Genomic DNA, 16,972 nt, shown 5'->3' with positions numbered 1-16,972 from the left:
CGGCATTGATAGTCAGTGGAACTCCAGCTTAGGCGTGAGAAAAGGGTGGGCTGGACGTAGCTAGTTACACACAAAATGTCCCTTATCGCGACACGCCGTATTTACACACAAAATGTCCCTTAAGCCCACAAAATGTCCCTTAAGCCCCAAGCCTAAGGAGAAGAGGCGCTCAACCCATGATGGGGAGCGCCTCTAAAAGTAGAATGGGAGTACAGGTAAAAGTATGTCCGGTGAACTTACCTAACATGAACAGTTACGTGATTCCCATTTGCAGTTCCGAGGTTAGCATATAAATGATCAAAATTAAACCCGAGAAGTTAGAGGGGCTAGTGCCTCGCATGCTTGAACTGACTTCTCGCTCCACCCCTTCAACGGACCTGGCTGATCGACTCCATCTGCATTAATATTCAAAAGAATCTACTCACTCTCTAGTCTCTCAAGGAGACCGCATGAAGAAGTTCTCTCGTTGTCTCGCCATCGTTCCTCTCGTTGCTGCCGCAATCGGATTCCAGTCGGTTTCCGCAACCGCAGCCGAGACGATGGCAGATCAATACCAACCGCGTATCGATGGTGACGGTGTAGTTCGGGATTCCCAACCTGACACCATTGATTTCGATGTCTTGGACTACCCAGAAGGTACCCACTTCACAATTCAGACTTCTGATGGTCCCAGCGAATATGTAAAGGAAGAGGGCTGCTACGCGCACGTCTACGACCAGTCATATGGGCTTTCTGTACTCACCCAAACAGTCGATGGCGGAGAAGGAAATTACGCAGGTTGGACGATCCCCGGAAATCGCTATATTTATCCCTCGGTACTCGTCGATTACCCCGATGGTTCCTTTGAGTACGTCAACTTCAAGATGCTCTGCAGCGTCCCTGACACCTATACTTTCCAGCCTAAGTACGAAGATCTCACGCTCGAGGCTGGTCAAAGCGCTACGCTCAGCGCTGGCAGTGGACTTCCTGGATATGACTTCCCTGAAGGCACGACCAGGCGTCTGATGCTGACAAGCGACATGAAAACCGCGCTTGAGGCCAATGGCTGGAAGATTTCCTTCAATGAAAACACCGGCGCCATTTCCGTCACTGCGCCGACTAAGGAAGCCGATAGCATTGAACTCCTCGTTCGATACACATATCCAGATAAGACCGGCGACGACGTAAAGGTAAAAGTTTCAAGTTCGCTCCAGTCCATCCAGCCGAATCCCGAGGTGCCCACCAGCACGGTCACCAGCACTCTGGCAACCGTAACGGTCACAACGACTCCCACTGTCACGAAGGCAGCCGAGCCCTCAACAATCACAGAGGAACCCAGCACCGTCACCAAGCAGCCTGCCCCAACCACGGTAACCGCATCACCCGAAACCACTACGTTAACCGCAGCCCCAGTAACCGTAACCACACAACCGACTGCCACGAAGGCTCAAACGCCAAACAACAATGGTTCTGATGACGCGAGCTCGACGGGCTCCATCATCGGCATAGTCATGGGTGTTATCGGCACGATTCTCGGAATCCTTGGTCTTGGCTCATTCGCAGCTTCCAACATGGGAATCAAGTTTCCGTTCTAAATTCTAAGACTTGATTCATTGCAAAAGCGGGACTCTAACGAGCCCCGCTTTTGCAATTCAGAGCTATTATCGCGCAGCTACCGACCCCAGAGTTAATTATCTGGATCGGCCTTCCACACGACGGCCGTCGCGACTGCGGCGCGGCCTTCAGAGCGGCCGGTGAAGCCGGCGTTGCCAGCTAACATCGCCGCAATGCTGCCATAAGCACACGCCCTACCTGGAATGTTCGCCCGCGTCACGCGGGGCTTTACTGGATCTTCCGGTTTTAGAGTGCACTGGTTTTGCGTCGGATGTTGGCAACGTGGATGAGGCATCGCAAGATGTAGTGGTTAAGGTTGCGGAAGCCGAGGGCGATGCCGCGTAGGAATTCTAGGCGGCCGTTGATGGCTTCGACGGGCCCGTTGGATACTTTGTGGTCGAAGTAGGCGAAGGATGTCCTTGCGGCGCTTGTTCATGGTCCTGCCCGGCTGCGCGATCTCAGCGATCCCGACGTCTTTCATGCCAACAAGCGTGTCAATGAGCAGGCTCATGGCTTTCTTGGCTGCTTGCTTGTCGGGGTTGTTGTAGCAGCTAATGACTTGTTGGTAGTAGTTCCAGGTCTCTTTCAGCGGCGAGTAGTCGTCGTCGAAGTCAAACAGTTCCTCACGCCTCCCGCGCTGCTTGTCGGTGAGTAGATGCACGGTGGTCAACAGCGTTTTCCGATTGCGGTAGAGCGGGTTGTTGCTCCGGCCACGCCGGTCTGTTGTTTCCAACTGGAGCCTGGTACGACACTTGGTGAGCTTGTGACCGGCCAGGCGTACAACGTGCAACGGGTCCATGACTTGGGTGGCTTTCAAAATGACTTCGCCAGCGGCGGTGGCATAGCCTTGGAAGCCGCCCATAGTGATGATTTTGACCTGATCGCAAAACTGCTCGCTTTGATTACTCAGCCATGTTCGTAACGCGTCAGCGCTTCTGCCGGGCACAACGTCAAGAAGCCGGGCGGGGCGGATGACGTTTCCATCCTTGTCGTGGTGGTCGGTCACATCGACGATGACGGTGACGCATCCGTCGCGCCATTTGCGTCGGTTGTGCGACCAGCGTTGCTCATCAACACTGATGACCTTGACTCCCTCGAGGTAGTGCTCGTCGTTGTAGATCAAGTCGCGAACAGCGGCTAAGGCCAAGGCGTTGGTGGTATCCCGCCTCAGGCCTCATGGCTTGGTTGCAGCGGCAACGCTCATCCGATCTGGGCAGAGTCGTTGCAGGATCCAGCGGGTCACTGTGTCCGTGTCTTTGATTTGTTGGGCGCGCAGGCAAGGCCAACGCGGAAGATCTTCTGCAAGCAGCGCTTGTTGGTGCACCGGTAGCGTGGAAGGCGCACATGAAGGCGTGTTGGGTAGCCGACGATGGGCAGATTGACCAGGCTGCGGATGACGTGGTCGCGGAATACTCCAGGCTGCCCGCACGTGGGGCAGTCATTGATGGGCTCGACGGGCTCGGTTTTAATAACAGTGACATCACCGTTTTCTGCGGCACCGGTGATAGTAGCTCCCCGTTCTGCGGTGCGGCAGATGGTATCGGGGCAAGTCCGCGTAGGTGGTGTATGAGTTGCTCATAAGCCAGGCGAAGCACGAGGACTTCATACAGCGTCACTTCATCCAATACGGCGGCGATTTGCCGATATGGGGAGCAGTCGAGATTCTTGACTTTGGGGCTTTTCGCTGCTGTTCAAACTCCTCCCCACGGCGGTGAAGAGCAAGATTATGCTAGCAACGTCATTATCGCGCGGTAATCTGTCATGAGCGGACTCCTTCCAGTTGATGCCACACCCGTGTGGTATGGCTACCGGAAGTATGAACGTGCAAGGATGCACAGCGCTACCAGATAGTCACGGCACTGCTACCAAATGGCCGGTCGCAACAACTACAGCCCCGCAACCCTCGGTATTCGTGCGAACGATCAACTGGTTTCCCGCTGGGTCGAGGCGCAGCGTCGCCGTGGCCGCGAGCCGCTTCCGCGCGGCGTCGTGTCCGAGATCCTTGCTGCATCAACGGACTTCGGCAACGAGTCCTACCGAGTCCCGGGTATCCACCCGCTGATCAAGGTCGCGAACGAGGATCAGGCGCTGCACACCCGCGAGTTCGAGGCATCCGTCGGCACCGAAAAGGGCGACCGCGGTGCAGTCGACGGCGCCTACGGGCTGGCTCAAGTCGCGCTGGACTTCCTGACCGACGCTGACCTGCGCAAGGCAGTGAAGGACGAATTCGAAGCCGCCGGCGGCTCCATCGACGTCGAGCACTACTTCGACTAACAGTCCGAACCTCGAAGGACGGCATCCAAGGGATTAGGTGTTACCCTTCTTGGGGTTGTGCGCGGTGCCGCATCGTTTGCCAAGGTTCTGCAGATCAACGAACGACTGCTTTTCGACTTGTTGACGCCGGCTTCGCCCAACTAGCCTCTGGCGGCGGCCTCAACACGAACGCATCGCGTTGGTGGAAGGACGCAGCACTCTAAGAATGGCGGGGGTGCGTGATGCCGTGGTGGAAGGCCGGGGAGTCTTCGACGAGTTTCAAGTATCCATCTAGGAACCCGGATTGTAGCTTTGTCCGCTCCAGGAAGAAGTCGAGCGCGATGATCACTGCCATAACTGAATTGGCGTCGTAGGTACCACCGAGGCGTTCGTTTGCTCTCTGCTTCGCGCCGCGAGGTATGGAGGGTTGATCGAGCACATAGCTGTTCCAGAGACGGGATGAGTGTGCACACTTATTCCTGGTAAACGTGAATGACCGCATTTGCGTGGCGAGGAATGGTTTACGTACTTCCAAAATCTTGCAGGTTTCGCTGTAAACCGCGTTGCCGTCATTTCGGAACTGGATAGCTTTGGAGAGCGTTCCAAGAGAAAGGGCCTCTACGGCTGCCCAAACTGGAACATCCTTTTTCCAATCATTATCTGTCCGCGAAGTATCGTCCCGGTATTTCTGTATAAAAGGTTCCCTTGAGCGGTCCAGTTCACTGGAAATAAGAACATCGGCAGGTTGAACTCTGTTGCTTTTCGGAGGTTTGTAGGCGTTGGTCTGAAGGTACTGTTCATAGGGCGAATGCAGTGAGCATTCGCTGAGGGAAAATGCGCTCCTAATAGCAACTTCCGCAGCTTGGATTCCTCGTAGGAGGTAAGTGCGAAGCGTTGAGTCTAAGTAATAGATGTCGGCTATTTCATCCCAATGTGTTCCTGGCTTAAACGCGGTGTTGCCACTGGCTAAGTCGGTTTGAAAATAGCGCATGTAGCCCGAGAAGCGGTAGTAGTTATGTCGCGTCAGGAACGTCTGGGCCTCACTTCTCTGAGGAAGAAGTAGACCCCGCTTTGCTAATAAGGATGCTTGCTGCTCGACAGGGAAAAATATTTTACGTCGGTTCATCGAGCTAGAATATCAAAAGCCCCCCTCTCATATGACGCTGTTCTAATGAGAAGCTCGGAGGGGGTTTCTGTTGTAGGCATTATAAACGTTACTGAGTAGACATTGTCAACTCAGTTGACAATGTCTACTCAGTAACGCCAGCTCCGCCCACCTCGCCTCGTCCCCTGGCGCACCTGCTGGTCACTATTACTCGGTCTCTCCCCCAGTTGCACGGACCAGTTCACTGAGGAGGCGGATTGCGTCTTCGCGGCGTAGCTCTTCGTGGTATCTCTGGTTGGAGTAGGAACGGAGGCACTGGTAACAGGACGTGTCGATGCCACAGCTGCATTGCTGCACTCTTTTCAGCGCTGCTGTGGCAACTTCTGGCATGTGTTCGAAGATCTTTTGGCTGATTCCGGCGCCGCCGGGGACGGTGTCGTAGAGGACCATGGTTGGTCGGTCTTGCCATATCGCGATGGTGCCGTTGAGGTCGTCTCTGTTGATCTCGAGGAGCTCGGAGGATGCTTCGATGAGGGCGTAGAGCGCACTTCGCCATGGTTCGAAGTCGTGGTCGCGGCATGAGGGGATGGATATTGTCGCGATATCCGTTTGGAAGAAGTGTCCGAGCGTTTTCACTTCTAGCCGTCCGGTGCAGTGGCGCCCGTTGCGCGGGTTGGTGTGTTGCTTGGGGTACTTGGCTTCGTTGGTGGCGTAGCCGCAGCGTTCGCAGATCTTGAAGCCACGCTTTTGGGGTCCTTGCTCCATGATGCCCATTTCGGTGCGCTTCCATGATGCGGTTTCCGCATGGGCACCATGCGCTTCGGAGGAGTAGGTCTTGGTGGCGTTTACGTCTCCGAAGTCTCGGACGAATTCGACGCGGTTCCACCGGCTAGATGGCGGGACCATTCTGGCCCGGCGGGTTGCCCGTTGCGCGATGAACCCGAAGATCGGGTGCATCATTTGGCGGTCGCTTCGGATTGGCAGTGGGGCGTCGCAACGGGAGCATACGGTGTCATCTGCGAGTGGGGTGGTTGAGGTTTCGATGTGTTCACAGTGTGGGCACTGTGCCCAGTGATAGTTGGGCACGGCTCGTTCCGGGATGGTTCGCAGTCCTCCGGAGGTCCATTCGTAACCGCCGGCGATCACGCTTGAGCCGGGGGCGTAGTCGCTGATAGCGAGTTGCAGGTCGCGGGACAAATTGAGCTGTTGACCACTGTTGCTGAACGTGGTTTGGAGCTCAACGGTGTCTACCGGGAACCCGTATTTTGGCAGGAGATTGACGCGCGGCAGGTATGTGAGCAAGTTCTGCCTGACCAGTGTGTTGATACTGTAGTCGACGGCTTGGGCGCCTTTGAAGTTGTGCTCAGCGCTCATCGCATCGCGGGCTTGCACTAGGGTGCTGTGGTCGTGTTTGAAGCCGTCGTACTCTTTCTTCCACAGGTCGAGGTAGGGCTGGATCCAGCCCTTGGATTCAATGCGGAGGGCATCGTGCACGGCGGCCGGGAAAATTCTTCGATTTGCAGCGGTGATGTCGCTGGGGAGGTCGGCGAGGTAGTCCTCGAGGTGCGTGAGTCCTTCGGGCACGAGGTCGGTGCCGAGGAAGAAGTCGCCGATGGTGTGCCATTCGCGCCCGCGTTCAGCCTGGTCCCTGAGGAACGCCGCGAAAGCAACCGAGTACATGTGGCGTTCATCGATGCGAACATTTTCGGTGGTGATGAACGGTGCAGGCATTTCTCCGTCGATCATGGTGAGTGGATCGGTGAAGATGGAGAAGTCGTGCGAGGCGCGCCGGGCGTATGTGAGCACGAACGCGGCGGAGCCGGCCCGACGCCCCGCGCGTCCGGCGCGTTGCACGTAGTTCGCGGTCCGGGGTGGAACGTTTCGGAGGATCACAGCCTGCAGATCACCGACGTCGACGCCGAGCTCGAAGGTGGTGGAACAGCTCAACACGTTGAGGGCGCCTTTGATGAAGTCTTGTTGGATTGCAGCGGCCACTTCAGAGGTCCACTGCGCGGTGTGTTCTTTTGCCCGAAGGGGGATGATCTCCATGTTTTCTGCAAGGTCGCGGTAGTGGTGGCTCAGGAATACGTCGCTGCTGGTGTTGAGGGGACGCAGTGTTCCGTCGCAGGAACCGTTGGTGCACAGATTGAGTACGTTAAACGGGGTGACGGTACGGCAGGTATCGCATTCGTACCAGTCTGAGTCCTGGCCGTGCAGAATCTCTAGCTGTTGGGGAACAATGGCGTACCCGGCTGCTTTGACACTCGGGCGGTCAATGATGCTGGCTGCCTGTAGTCCCTTGAATGCGAGGCGCAACAGGGTTTCGGCGCGCTCTCCGGTGCCATCTGACTCGCCGATTTTGGCAAGGAACTTCCGAATGTACTGCTCACGGCGGTTTGTCCGTCCGGTTGCAGGCAGCCAGGAGTAGACACGGTTGGTTGGGTCGCCCCCACCTTCGAGGCGGAATGAGTACTGGCCGTGGGTTGGCGAGAGCCGGTCGTCGTCAAGGTCGACTTTGTCGGAAGCGATGAGGGCGCCGCGGTGTCGCATTTCGGTGACAAGGACGTTGAGTAGTGCGGTTGCGCTGGCGTGTGCCTCATGAGTTGGAAGGTGTTCGCTGAGCAGCGTGGTCAGCTGGTCAAGCAGTGGCATAGTCTGGAGCGTTTCGTCCTTAACCTGGACTGTTGCAAGCGCGAGGCCTTCGAGCGAGAGACGTCGTGCGACGGAGGTCAGGTCGGCGAACAGTGCCGTGTGGATGGTTTGTTGCTGCCCAGTGGTGTTTAGCCCTTGTTCGAAAATAGAGTGCTCACGTGCGATTTGCCACGCCTTGGCTGTGATCTGGTCGAGCGAGGCCGGCGCACCGGCTGTAGCGCGAAGGGCCTCTACAAAGATGCGACGTTCGAGCAGACGCTGGTAGGTGTTCTCCAGGTACGGTGCGGCGAATGCCGCAGCTTGTCGGGAGTCGGAGAACGTGAGCAGTTTGCGTCCTCCGCCGATCAGCGCACGGGTTTCAGCATCTCGTGATTCCGGTAAGAGTTGGAACAGCGATGTGGTGAGCACTGCGGGTGCTGCGTTGTTGTCGGTGAGCAGGCGCCGGATCTGCCCCTCGCGGGAGCCTCCGCAGACGATACAGGTAAGGGAGCGATCGTTGGGGAGCAGACGGATCGGTGCGAGGTCACTACTGTGGCATGTAGTGTTTCTGCAGGCTGTAGCGTCGCTGTGGTTGATGGTTCCGCACGCCATGCACAGTTTGTGCAACTTGCTTACTTCCGCGTGTGTGTCTGTTGCTTGGGTTGGTTGGAGTACTTGGTCGTCGTCGTCGGAAAGAGCGATGTCGCTGTCTGGGTTGAGTACCGCCCAATAGAGGGAGCGTGAGTCGTAGCTGGATGCAGTTGGTTGGAGAGTTCCGTCGATTTGCTCGGCGCGGATGTGTACTGCTCCGCATGTGATACAGCTGCCGATCTCGTAGACGGGCCGTCCGTCCTCTGTTTGCAGGTGTCGTTGGATTTGGACCTGCGGAACTAGCCCAGGTGCATAGGAGAGGAACGCGCCTTCGGTTGCACGTATGAACATGTGGTAGCGCGCTGAGAGCACAGGGGTTCCTTGCGGCTGGGATTGGGTGATTGACCCTGCCAGCAGCACAATGTTGTGCACGCGGTGCATTGCCTGACGCAGTTCGAGGTCTGGCCAGAGTTTGCGGGCGAGGTCTTCGAGGGGTTGGCTGCCTTGGGTCAGCAGTTCTCGTAGTTTTACTACGTGCTGTTCTCGCTGCAGGGCTTCGTATTCGTTGGTGCCTGTCGCTTCGGCCTGGTTATACACGGCGGTGCGACATTCGCCGGTGTCGTAGGGGGCGTTGAGAAGCTCGGGGGTAAGTGACCAGGTGGCCCCAGTCGGGTGGCTGACTTTGGTGGCGTAGATGACGTTCTCGGGTTTGAATGGCGCTCCGAAGAGTTCGGTGCCGAACTCGGTGACGCGCTCATCTCCGCCTTCGAGCGATGCTGAGGTGGCGATGCACTGCAGTGGTACGTCGCGTGAGACGCGGTCGCGTACGCGTCGCAGCAGCATGGCCACTTCACTTCCTTGGGCGCCCGCGTAGACGTGTGCTTCGTCGATCACGATGAACTGCCAGTTGTTGGCATGTGCGCCGTCGAAAAGGGCGGTGTCGCGTGGCCGTAGGAGGAGGTATTCGAGCATGGCGTAGTTCGTCAGCAGGATGTGCGGCGGGGTTTCCTGCATTTCTTCACGCGAGAGGAGCTCGTTTGGGATGGGCTCGGCGTCGTGTCCCTCAACGACTTTGTAGTATTCGAGCGCCTCTTTGCGCGTCGTTTTGGTGTCGCCTGTGTAGCGTCCGAAAGTGATGTCTGGGATATCTGCGAGAAGCGAGCGCAGCCTCTTGACTTGGTCATTCGCGAGTGCGTTCATGGGGTAGAGCAGCAGCGCACGCACACCAGGACCGAGTTTGCCAGCGTCTCTCTGGCGGAGGAGCTCGCTGATGATGGGCAGCAGGAAGCTCTCGGTTTTACCGGAGCCGGTACCAGTGGAGACGATGATGTTGTTGCCGGCTTGCGCTTTGCGCAGTGCGCGCTCCTGGTGTTCGTACAAGGGGCGCTCGAGGTCGAAGCTGCCTGAGAGGTCTCGGAATCCGGGTGCGAGGACGCCTTCGTCGATGAGCTGGTTGGCTGTCTTGCCGGGGGCGTACGCCGGTGTCAGCTCGAGGATAGGGCCTTTCGCCAGGGAGGCATCGTTGCGCAAGGTGTCAGCGAATGCCGCGGCGATGTCTGGTTGCCGCATGCGCAACAGGGTTCGCAGGTAGCGGTAGTAGTCATCTTTGATGGAGGAGGCGGCTTCTACTGGGTCGATGTTGTGCTGTGAGGTGGCGTTCGCCTCGTGCACCATTGCTTTTCGACGCTCCCCTTCGGCGTCAACCGGCGTTGATGTAGGTTGGAAAACTTGGTCGAAGATGCTGCTCATAGTGATAGGTCCTTATTGGTGAGGGAGAGCGTTACGGCCTCAGCGTAGACGAGATCGAAGATGAAGAGTTTTGGTGCGTGGAGCGCTAGCTCGGCAAGGGTGTCGAGGTGTTCAGTGAGGAATGGGATAGGTTTGATCAGTTCGTGCGCGGTCATGCGGAGCAGCAACATGGACACTAAAGACACATAGGGGACTTTTGACCACAAGTCGTTGCTTTGTGAACCGTTCGTGTTCAGGGTGGTGATTGCGGGGTAGAGATCAGGGCTGGCTTTATTACCGATGAGGTATTCCACCCCCTGGAGTTCCTTGAAGAGCGTGGCAATGTCCGAGATTCTGTCTAGTGGTGCATGTGCACGGATGAGTTCGGCATGAGCAATCATGCGCGCAGCAATGTCCAGCACCGCGTGGTCGAGCGCAACGACGTTGAGCAGCTCATCGAGGCGTGCCAGCCGCTCACCAGGAATGATTGGGAGTTGCTGCAGTTCCCGATTGGTGGCTTGGAAGATCTGGGATGGGTTTCCTTGCCGATAGAGCAGGTCGAAGGCCACTTTGCCGGTGTTCTTCAAGAAAGTCTGGGATGCTTGTATTTCTTGAAGCGTGTCTGGGGTGGCGGTGCGCCCATGGAGGGTGCATAGGTCGTTCATTTCCTGGAGCACCGCAATCCAAGGAGCCGGGTGGAATGGACCGCTGGTTTCTGGTGAGGCGAAGCTGTCATATACCAGCCTGGTGGCGAGCAGCATTGCAACCTGTTCATTCTGTGTCAGCGATGTTGCGTCGAGCACCTCCAGCGAGGCGCGTGGGTCGTGGCGCAGGTGGAGCTGTGTGGCCTCATTGAAGTCCATCATCGACTCAGTTTTTGCGCTGATGACGTGGTGGAATTTCCTCCGTGTTTCCCACACTTTCTTAAGTTCACCCGGTAGCAGGGTGTTTTTGGGCACTGGCTGGTAGAGCCAGATGTCTGCGCTGTGGGGGCCAACAAAGCTGTTCACAGTCCCGTCATCCACAACGAACGCCTGCCGCGATGGGAACGGGGTTGCCCATGTAGACAGGAAAGCCTTTTCTTTCGCGTCGAAGATAATAGGGCCTTTCTCAAGCAGCGTTTCCGGTAGCTCAGCCGTGTTTCCCCGCACCTTGAGCTCTTGCGCGGGGGCTTCGGGCTCGAACAGGAGCCAGGCGCGGAGGTCGATTCCGCGTTCAGCTGTCCGCCCCGCTGTCAGTACTGCTTCGGTACCGTCTACTCTGACTTTTCTGAGCAGTTTTGCGCGTGACAGCCGTGCGATGGGGGCGAAGATATTTGTTCGTTGCACTTCCTCGGGCCGGAATTTGCCGCGGCGATTCGGGTACTGGCGAACGTATGCATCGTATTCGGTCTCCTTGTACCAGCTCACTGCGAGTACGTAGGTCCGGCCACTCTCCAAACCGGCGGTAAGGCTGGTCACGCTTGTCTGCCAGCGGTGTTTCTTATAGCTGGAGTTTAGGTTGATGCTACGGAGAACGCGATGCGTGCCTACCTTCATTTCAATAATGTGCGCGCTGACTTCAAAGGCCGGTTCCGGGAAGCGGAGCTCGAATAATCCGGTGGTCTCCAAGTCGTCGATGTTGAACGTGAGCGGCTCGGAGCGCCATACATTTGCCCTGTCGACCGTGGGGATACGGAATGCCATGGCCGGAGCGTTGACTTGAACGTCAAGGAAGTACGTGTCTGAGGCTGCTGCGTTCGAGATTCGGAACGTCTTTGGTACGCCGTTGTGTGCTGTGCACTTGTTGGCTGAAGGAAGTCGGAGGCCAGAGTGGGTTGCGTCGTCAAACGTTACAAACGCTGGGCTGAGCGTGCCACCTGAAGAAAAGTTCTTCCCGGGTTTGGGTATGAGGATCCGGTATGGCAGAGCCTCTGCGGATTGGTACGTGAGGGAGGCTTTCAGCCCCTCGGCGATATTGATGGAGTAGGTCTCGTTCAGACTCCCGTTCCGGAAAACGCTGTAGTCGAATACGCCGACCCAAGGGTCGTCACAGGCGTCGAGTAGCGGGATCGGTGTGCCGTACTCCTCTACTTCGTACTCGTAGACTTCGTAGTCTTCAGAGCTAGGGGTGCCATTGACGCGGTGGGTACATTTGATTGTCCAGGTTGCGCCGTCGTCGGGCAGGGTAATTGACGGGATGGTGTGCAGCACTGGGTGGTGATTCAGCCCAACAACATGCTCGAGTGCAACGGCTGCGAAGTCTGTTTGCGGGGTCCGAATGCGATTCACCGGGATGGTGTGTTGCTTCGAGCCGATAAGGATATTGAGAGGTTCATTTCGCAGACGAAGATGGCGGATGCGCCACCCGTGCCAGCCATCAACAGGTATAGAAGAGATTTCCGGGTGGTTGCTCGAAAGCTTCGCGCTGCCAGGCGTGAGGACATACGCGGAAGAACCGGTCAACTCTTTCTGATTTCTCCGCAACTGCCCGCTTTGACGGAGAAACAGAAATGGCCGTTCGGGATCCAACACCTGAGCGATCTTCTTGATGCTGCCACCACGGATGTCATAAATGTTCCGAGTTTGTTCGCTGATTGGGACGCGGACTTCCTGGAACCCGAGCGTGGTGTAGTCGCGCGGTTGGGAGATTTCGATGCGTCGGGAATCAAAGAGGAAAGCGTGCTTGATTTCATGGGCGTCGACATCTTCCATTGCCGGAACAGCGGGGATAACGAACTCAATCACCCCGTTTTCCAGATCAACGTGAATCGTTGGGGCGGCACTCTGCTTAGCGGCCCTCGCAGCAATCGGCTCCTCTTGAGTTACCAGCTCGCGGCCGGCGAGCAGATCCACAACCGTGGTGAACGCAGGTTCAGGGAGAGAAGCGGTATAGCCAGGCTCGAACGCGTCTTCCCAAGCAGGGGTTGAACGCGAGAACTCTGCGAGTTCGTAGAAGCGCTCAAGAATGTTCGTGGCGCGTTCGCCACTGTATTTCAGCAGGTTCTGGAGTGTGAACGGGAGGTCGCGCCGGACTGCTTCGCCGTGCACATACTGCGCAAATTGGTGGGCATCCCCGAACCTCATCCCATCGCGATGGAGCTTTTGAATCAGCTCAACGACGGTCTGCGCATCCTTCGCTGAGATCCCAGCATGCAAATAAATCTTTGCGACGTAATCACGTCCCCGAAAAGAAACGTCATCAAAGGGATCAAGCCGTGCCCTTGTGAGCCAGGAATGTAACCGATCACGCGTCAGCTGAGGAAGCCAGTGATCTTCGCCCAAATGAAATTTGTGCAGGAAGCTGTCCCAGAATGATGCATCACCGCTTATCAACGCGTGGTGGACCAGCGCAGTAAGCACCACCATCGAGTGCCTATCGATGAGCCCTTTGGCCTGTTCTTCCGATCCTTCCGTCGCTTCGAGCAAATGTTTGAAAAGCTGGTCGAGAACTTCAAACCCGCGCGTGCCGATATACAGATCGGCCACAATAAACTGTGGCTCCTCGACTCGGGTGAGGTACGGCTCCCTGAGGTCACTGATGGCACGGGCAAGAACATTTGAAGCGCTCCGCAGCTGGTCAACCACGGTATCAGTCGTGGGTACAGCATTGAGAAGCTCGGCTAAGTCCTGTTTGCGGGCTATACGGTTTTCATACACATATAAATATTAGCTACCGCGTCGGACATTCTTGGAGGGTTCGTTGATCGAGGTCTCCCGTTCTCTACCTACACCCGCCGGTACACTCCCCTGCTCACAAATTCGATGTACTCGCTGTCGCACAGCTGTTGGAGTGTCTGCCGAATCTTGGCTTCAACGTCATTGTGTTTACCACTGCTGAAATTGGCGCGCGAAGAGCTTTCCCCAGAACTGGCCCCGGTGACTCTGGACTGGGTATCAGCCCTGCAGTTGGAAACAGAGGGGTTTCTGGCAATCGGTGAGTCCTTGACCGCGAAGCGGCTCGCATTGTCGCTGATCCAAGTTCTTTGGAGATTTGAATACGAGTACGGGCATCGCCAATAGTCACGTTGCCAACGTCTAGGGCCTCAGCGTCTCGACGCCAGCTCCGCCTCCACCGACCCATCCGCAATTCTGTTCACAAAATCTCGACTCTCAGCGCGAACTACATTCCACCCCGCCGTTGAATCAACATTTAGATATTCCAATTGCTCGGGGCCGCCTTCGCGTAGTCAACCCCGATCGTCTTGAAGTGTTCGTGAGCGGCATCGATCTTAGCTTGCTCGGTTGTGCGCAGGAGATGTTCGATCATCGTGCTCTTTGTTTCGCGGATCATGTACAACTTGTCTTCGCCGTCTACCTGTTTCACGATTGCCCAGTCGGGGTTGTATGGCCCCACCGGGGTATCGATCTTGAACTTCGGCGGTAGCTTCAGGAACAGTTTGATGTCTTCGCGGTCGTCGAGGAGTGCGGCGAACCGACGCTCGGCCTCCGAGTCATAGACGACGAAGTCGTAGTCGGTTTTCTCGCGGTTCTTGACCTTGTACAGGTTGTCCAGGAAGTATTGCTTTTCTTCGATGCCGTCTTGCTGAAGTTCGGTGAGCGAGTATACGCTGCCGCCGATCTTTTCGTATTGGACGCCTTCGGTGACGATTGCTGCGAGTTCGGCTTCGATGATGCCTTTGACCATCTTGATGTAGTCGTTCGGGTTGCCGATGAACTCGTCGAGGCGGTCACTCTGGATGAGGATGTCGATGATCGTTTTGCGCGTGAGCGATGTTGCTTCCTGGAGCTCAGAGACGATATCCGGCAGTTTGTACCCGCCGCGCAGTTCGGCGGTGCGGCTGCTTGTTTCTGAGCCTTTGGTGCCGCCGCGAGCGACAGTCAGTCGGGCTTTCTTCACTTCGATTCGAAGGGGCGCAATCTCTTCAGCCTTCTTGATCTTCTGCACTGCGTTCTTGATCAGTACATCGCGATCAACTGAGACGCTGTAGGTCGTGCGTTGACTAATCTTCTCCCAAAAATCTTCGAATTCGCGCGATCGGAAGTACAGCTGCTTGTTCAGCTTGCGCGTCGTTCGAGCACGCTTCGGCTTTACGTAATGCTCAATATTCGCACGGCGCAGTACCTCGATGACCGCCTCTTCCACGGGGCTGTACTCTGCCGCCAGGCCTAGGGAGAAGCCATCGGCATCCGGGGTGAAGGATGCGGTGACGTAGCCGTCTTTGTTCAGGAAGCCTCGTTGTTTCAGGTGATCCCAGATCTCGGCGGATGTGGCGAACCCTAAGTTTTCTTGCTCTTCCGTGTCGGGTTTCGGCAGCTTGGCAAAGTCGCCTTTGCGGATGTACCCAATCGCCACACCGGCCTTCTTGTATTCCTTTTGGAGGTTGGTGGCGAACTCTTGGTAGGACTCATTAGCGACGACGGTGAGTTGGGCAACGGAGCGGTCCGCTACACGCTCGCCGTTCTGGTTCACAGGGAGTCGCAGACCGCGACCGATGGTTTGGCGGCGCTCGGTCTCGGAACCCATTTCGCGCAGAGTACAGATTTGGAAAACGTTCGGGTTGTCCCAGCCTTCGCGCAGCGCAGAGTGGGAGAAGATGAACCGAACCGGTTCGTCTTCGCTCAGCAGACGGGCCTTGTCTTTCATGATGAGGTCGTAGGAGTCGTCATCCTTGGCTGTGACACCTGACGTGTCTCCGTAGACACCCTTTTTGATCTGCGAGAAGTACGCGCGCCGCAGCTCAATCGGATCTTGTGGAAGTAGGTCTTTGTACTGTGGGAATCGGTTTCGTTCCTCAATGAAGAGCTCGTCGAACCACTGGGCGAACTTGCCGTCGGCGGTGGTGTTGTCGGCGCCGTCTCCCAGATAGCTGGCTACTTTATCCACGAAGAAGAGGCTCAGTACCTTGATGCCGAGCGGTCGCATCAGCGATTCTTTGCGGAAGTGCTCGCGGATGGTTTCGCGGATCATTTCGCGGTACACGGTCTCGTCGTTGCCACCGATCGTTTCGCCGACTTGGAGAATGCCGTGGTTGGTCAGCTCGATAAACCCTGGACCGTCAAGGTTGATTTCATTGATCCGCCAGTTATTGTTGTATGCGGGATTACCCGTGATCTTCTCGAGGTCCTGGTTCTGCTTCACCTTCTTCACCTGGCGGGCTAACGATCCGTCCTTCTTACGGCACACCAACTCGAGACTCGCCTGCCACGGATTGCTGTCGACGGAAAGAAGTTTGATGTATGGCTTGGCGTCACCCCCATGCTCCGTCGCCTCCGCCACAACAATCTGTTTGACCAGGCCCAGCTCATGAGCGTCTACCGGGTCCAAACGGTAAGTAAGGTTTCGCGTTTCGCGGTGTGTCGCACTGTAGCGGAGGACGAACGCCGGGTCCATGCCTGCCAGAGCCGTCTTGGACAGCTCAGACTCCATGTTCTGCGGCTCATCCATGATCAGAATCGGTCGTGTCGCGCGCAGGAAATCGATCGGGCGCAACCCGTTGAGCTTGTCCCGGGTTTGGTTCATGATCAAGTTGTTTCCACGGCCACGCACGGAGCCGATCGTCATGATCATGATCTGAATGCTTGTCGACGTCGCAAAGGATTGCACTTCCTCAGCGTTTTTACCGCTATAGACCATGTAGTCAAACGGCAACGCAGGGTACAGCTGACGGAAGTGATCGTGCATCAGCTCGATGCTTGTTTTCACGCCTTCGCGGATCGCAACGCTGGGCACAAGAATGACAAATTTGGTGAAGTTGTACTTCTCCGCCAGCTCAAAAATCGTGCGGAGGTACACATAGGTTTTGCCGGTGCCGGTCTCCATCTCAATGTCGAACTGGAGGCCGTCAATAAGCTCTTTTGTTGGTTCAAGCCCGTGCTCATTTTGCACGACCTTGAGGTTCTCGAGCACAGTTGCTTCATCCAGCAAGAAATTGTTGCCGACGGCCCCAGCCTCTTCACTGAGATCTATGTCAAGCGCTTGGTTGCTGGTCTCTGGCAGAACTCGTTCGGTGTGGAACGTTGTGAGAAAGTCTCCGGCGTCGTTCGGCTGGCCTTCGAACAGCTCAGTAACCGAATCAATCGCTTGAACCTGGTACTCCTGCTTGGCATCAAACTTGAATTTCATGTTGAT

At 56.4% G+C, this 16,972-nt stretch carries 7 protein-coding genes and 1 pseudogene; 2 read left to right on the top strand and 6 right to left on the bottom strand.

The window, feature by feature from the left end; genetic code table 11:
- Positions 1-449 precede the first annotated feature (449 nt).
- Entirely contained in the window at positions 450-1,574 is a 1,125-nt protein-coding gene (locus BJP07_RS01950) for a YPDG domain-containing protein (RefSeq protein ID WP_071565807.1), read from the top strand.
- A 265-nt stretch (positions 1,575-1,839) separates the two neighbouring features.
- Here the strand turns inward: BJP07_RS01950 and BJP07_RS10970 are convergent.
- Positions 1,840-3,129: pseudogene (locus BJP07_RS10970) on the bottom strand (ISL3 family transposase).
- Positions 3,130-3,462: 333 nt separating this feature from the next.
- Between BJP07_RS10970 and BJP07_RS01940 the strand changes: the two are divergent.
- The gene (locus BJP07_RS01940) at positions 3,463-3,867 is read left to right on the top strand and encodes a hypothetical protein (protein WP_255365898.1); all 405 of its coding nucleotides are present in this window, start codon (positions 3,463-3,465) and stop codon (positions 3,865-3,867) included.
- 199 nt (positions 3,868-4,066) lie between these two features.
- Here the strand turns inward: BJP07_RS01940 and BJP07_RS01935 are convergent, their stop codons facing one another.
- The 5 genes from BJP07_RS01935 to BJP07_RS01910 all read right to left on the bottom strand — a co-directional run bounded on the left by BJP07_RS01935 (position 4,067) and on the right by BJP07_RS01910 (position 16,966).
- On the bottom strand, positions 4,067-4,972 hold the full coding sequence (locus tag BJP07_RS01935) for an Abi family protein (RefSeq protein WP_071565806.1): 906 nt from the start codon (positions 4,970-4,972) through the stop codon (positions 4,067-4,069).
- A gap of 186 nt (positions 4,973-5,158) precedes the next feature.
- Positions 5,159-9,922 (bottom strand): DEAD/DEAH box helicase, encoded by a 4,764-nt coding sequence (locus BJP07_RS01930; RefSeq protein WP_083584029.1) that lies wholly within the window; start codon positions 9,920-9,922, stop codon positions 5,159-5,161.
- Positions 9,919-13,368: a hypothetical protein gene (locus tag BJP07_RS01925; RefSeq protein WP_143109635.1), complete on the bottom strand. Its 3,450-nt coding sequence runs from the start codon at positions 13,366-13,368 to the stop codon at positions 9,919-9,921. Before BJP07_RS01925 ends, BJP07_RS01930 begins: the two co-directional genes overlap by 4 nt.
- Before the next feature lie 239 nt (positions 13,369-13,607).
- Positions 13,608-13,814 carry a hypothetical protein gene (locus BJP07_RS11560; RefSeq protein ID WP_369822307.1) on the bottom strand — a complete coding sequence of 69 codons (207 nt, stop codon included), beginning with the start codon at positions 13,812-13,814 and terminating at the stop codon, positions 13,608-13,610.
- A 218-nt stretch (positions 13,815-14,032) separates the two neighbouring features.
- Positions 14,033-16,966, bottom strand: a complete 2,934-nt coding sequence (locus BJP07_RS01910; RefSeq protein WP_071565803.1) for a DEAD/DEAH box helicase family protein — start codon at positions 16,964-16,966, stop codon at positions 14,033-14,035.
- Positions 16,967-16,972: the final 6 nt, after the last annotated feature.

Origin of the sequence: Corynebacterium sp. NML130628, assembly GCF_001875665.1 — a bacterium.
Taxonomy (GTDB): Bacteria; Actinomycetota; Actinomycetes; order Mycobacteriales; family Mycobacteriaceae; genus Corynebacterium.
The sequence above is the reverse complement of the archived record's forward strand: the minus strand, read 5'-3'. Positions and strand labels throughout refer to the sequence as shown.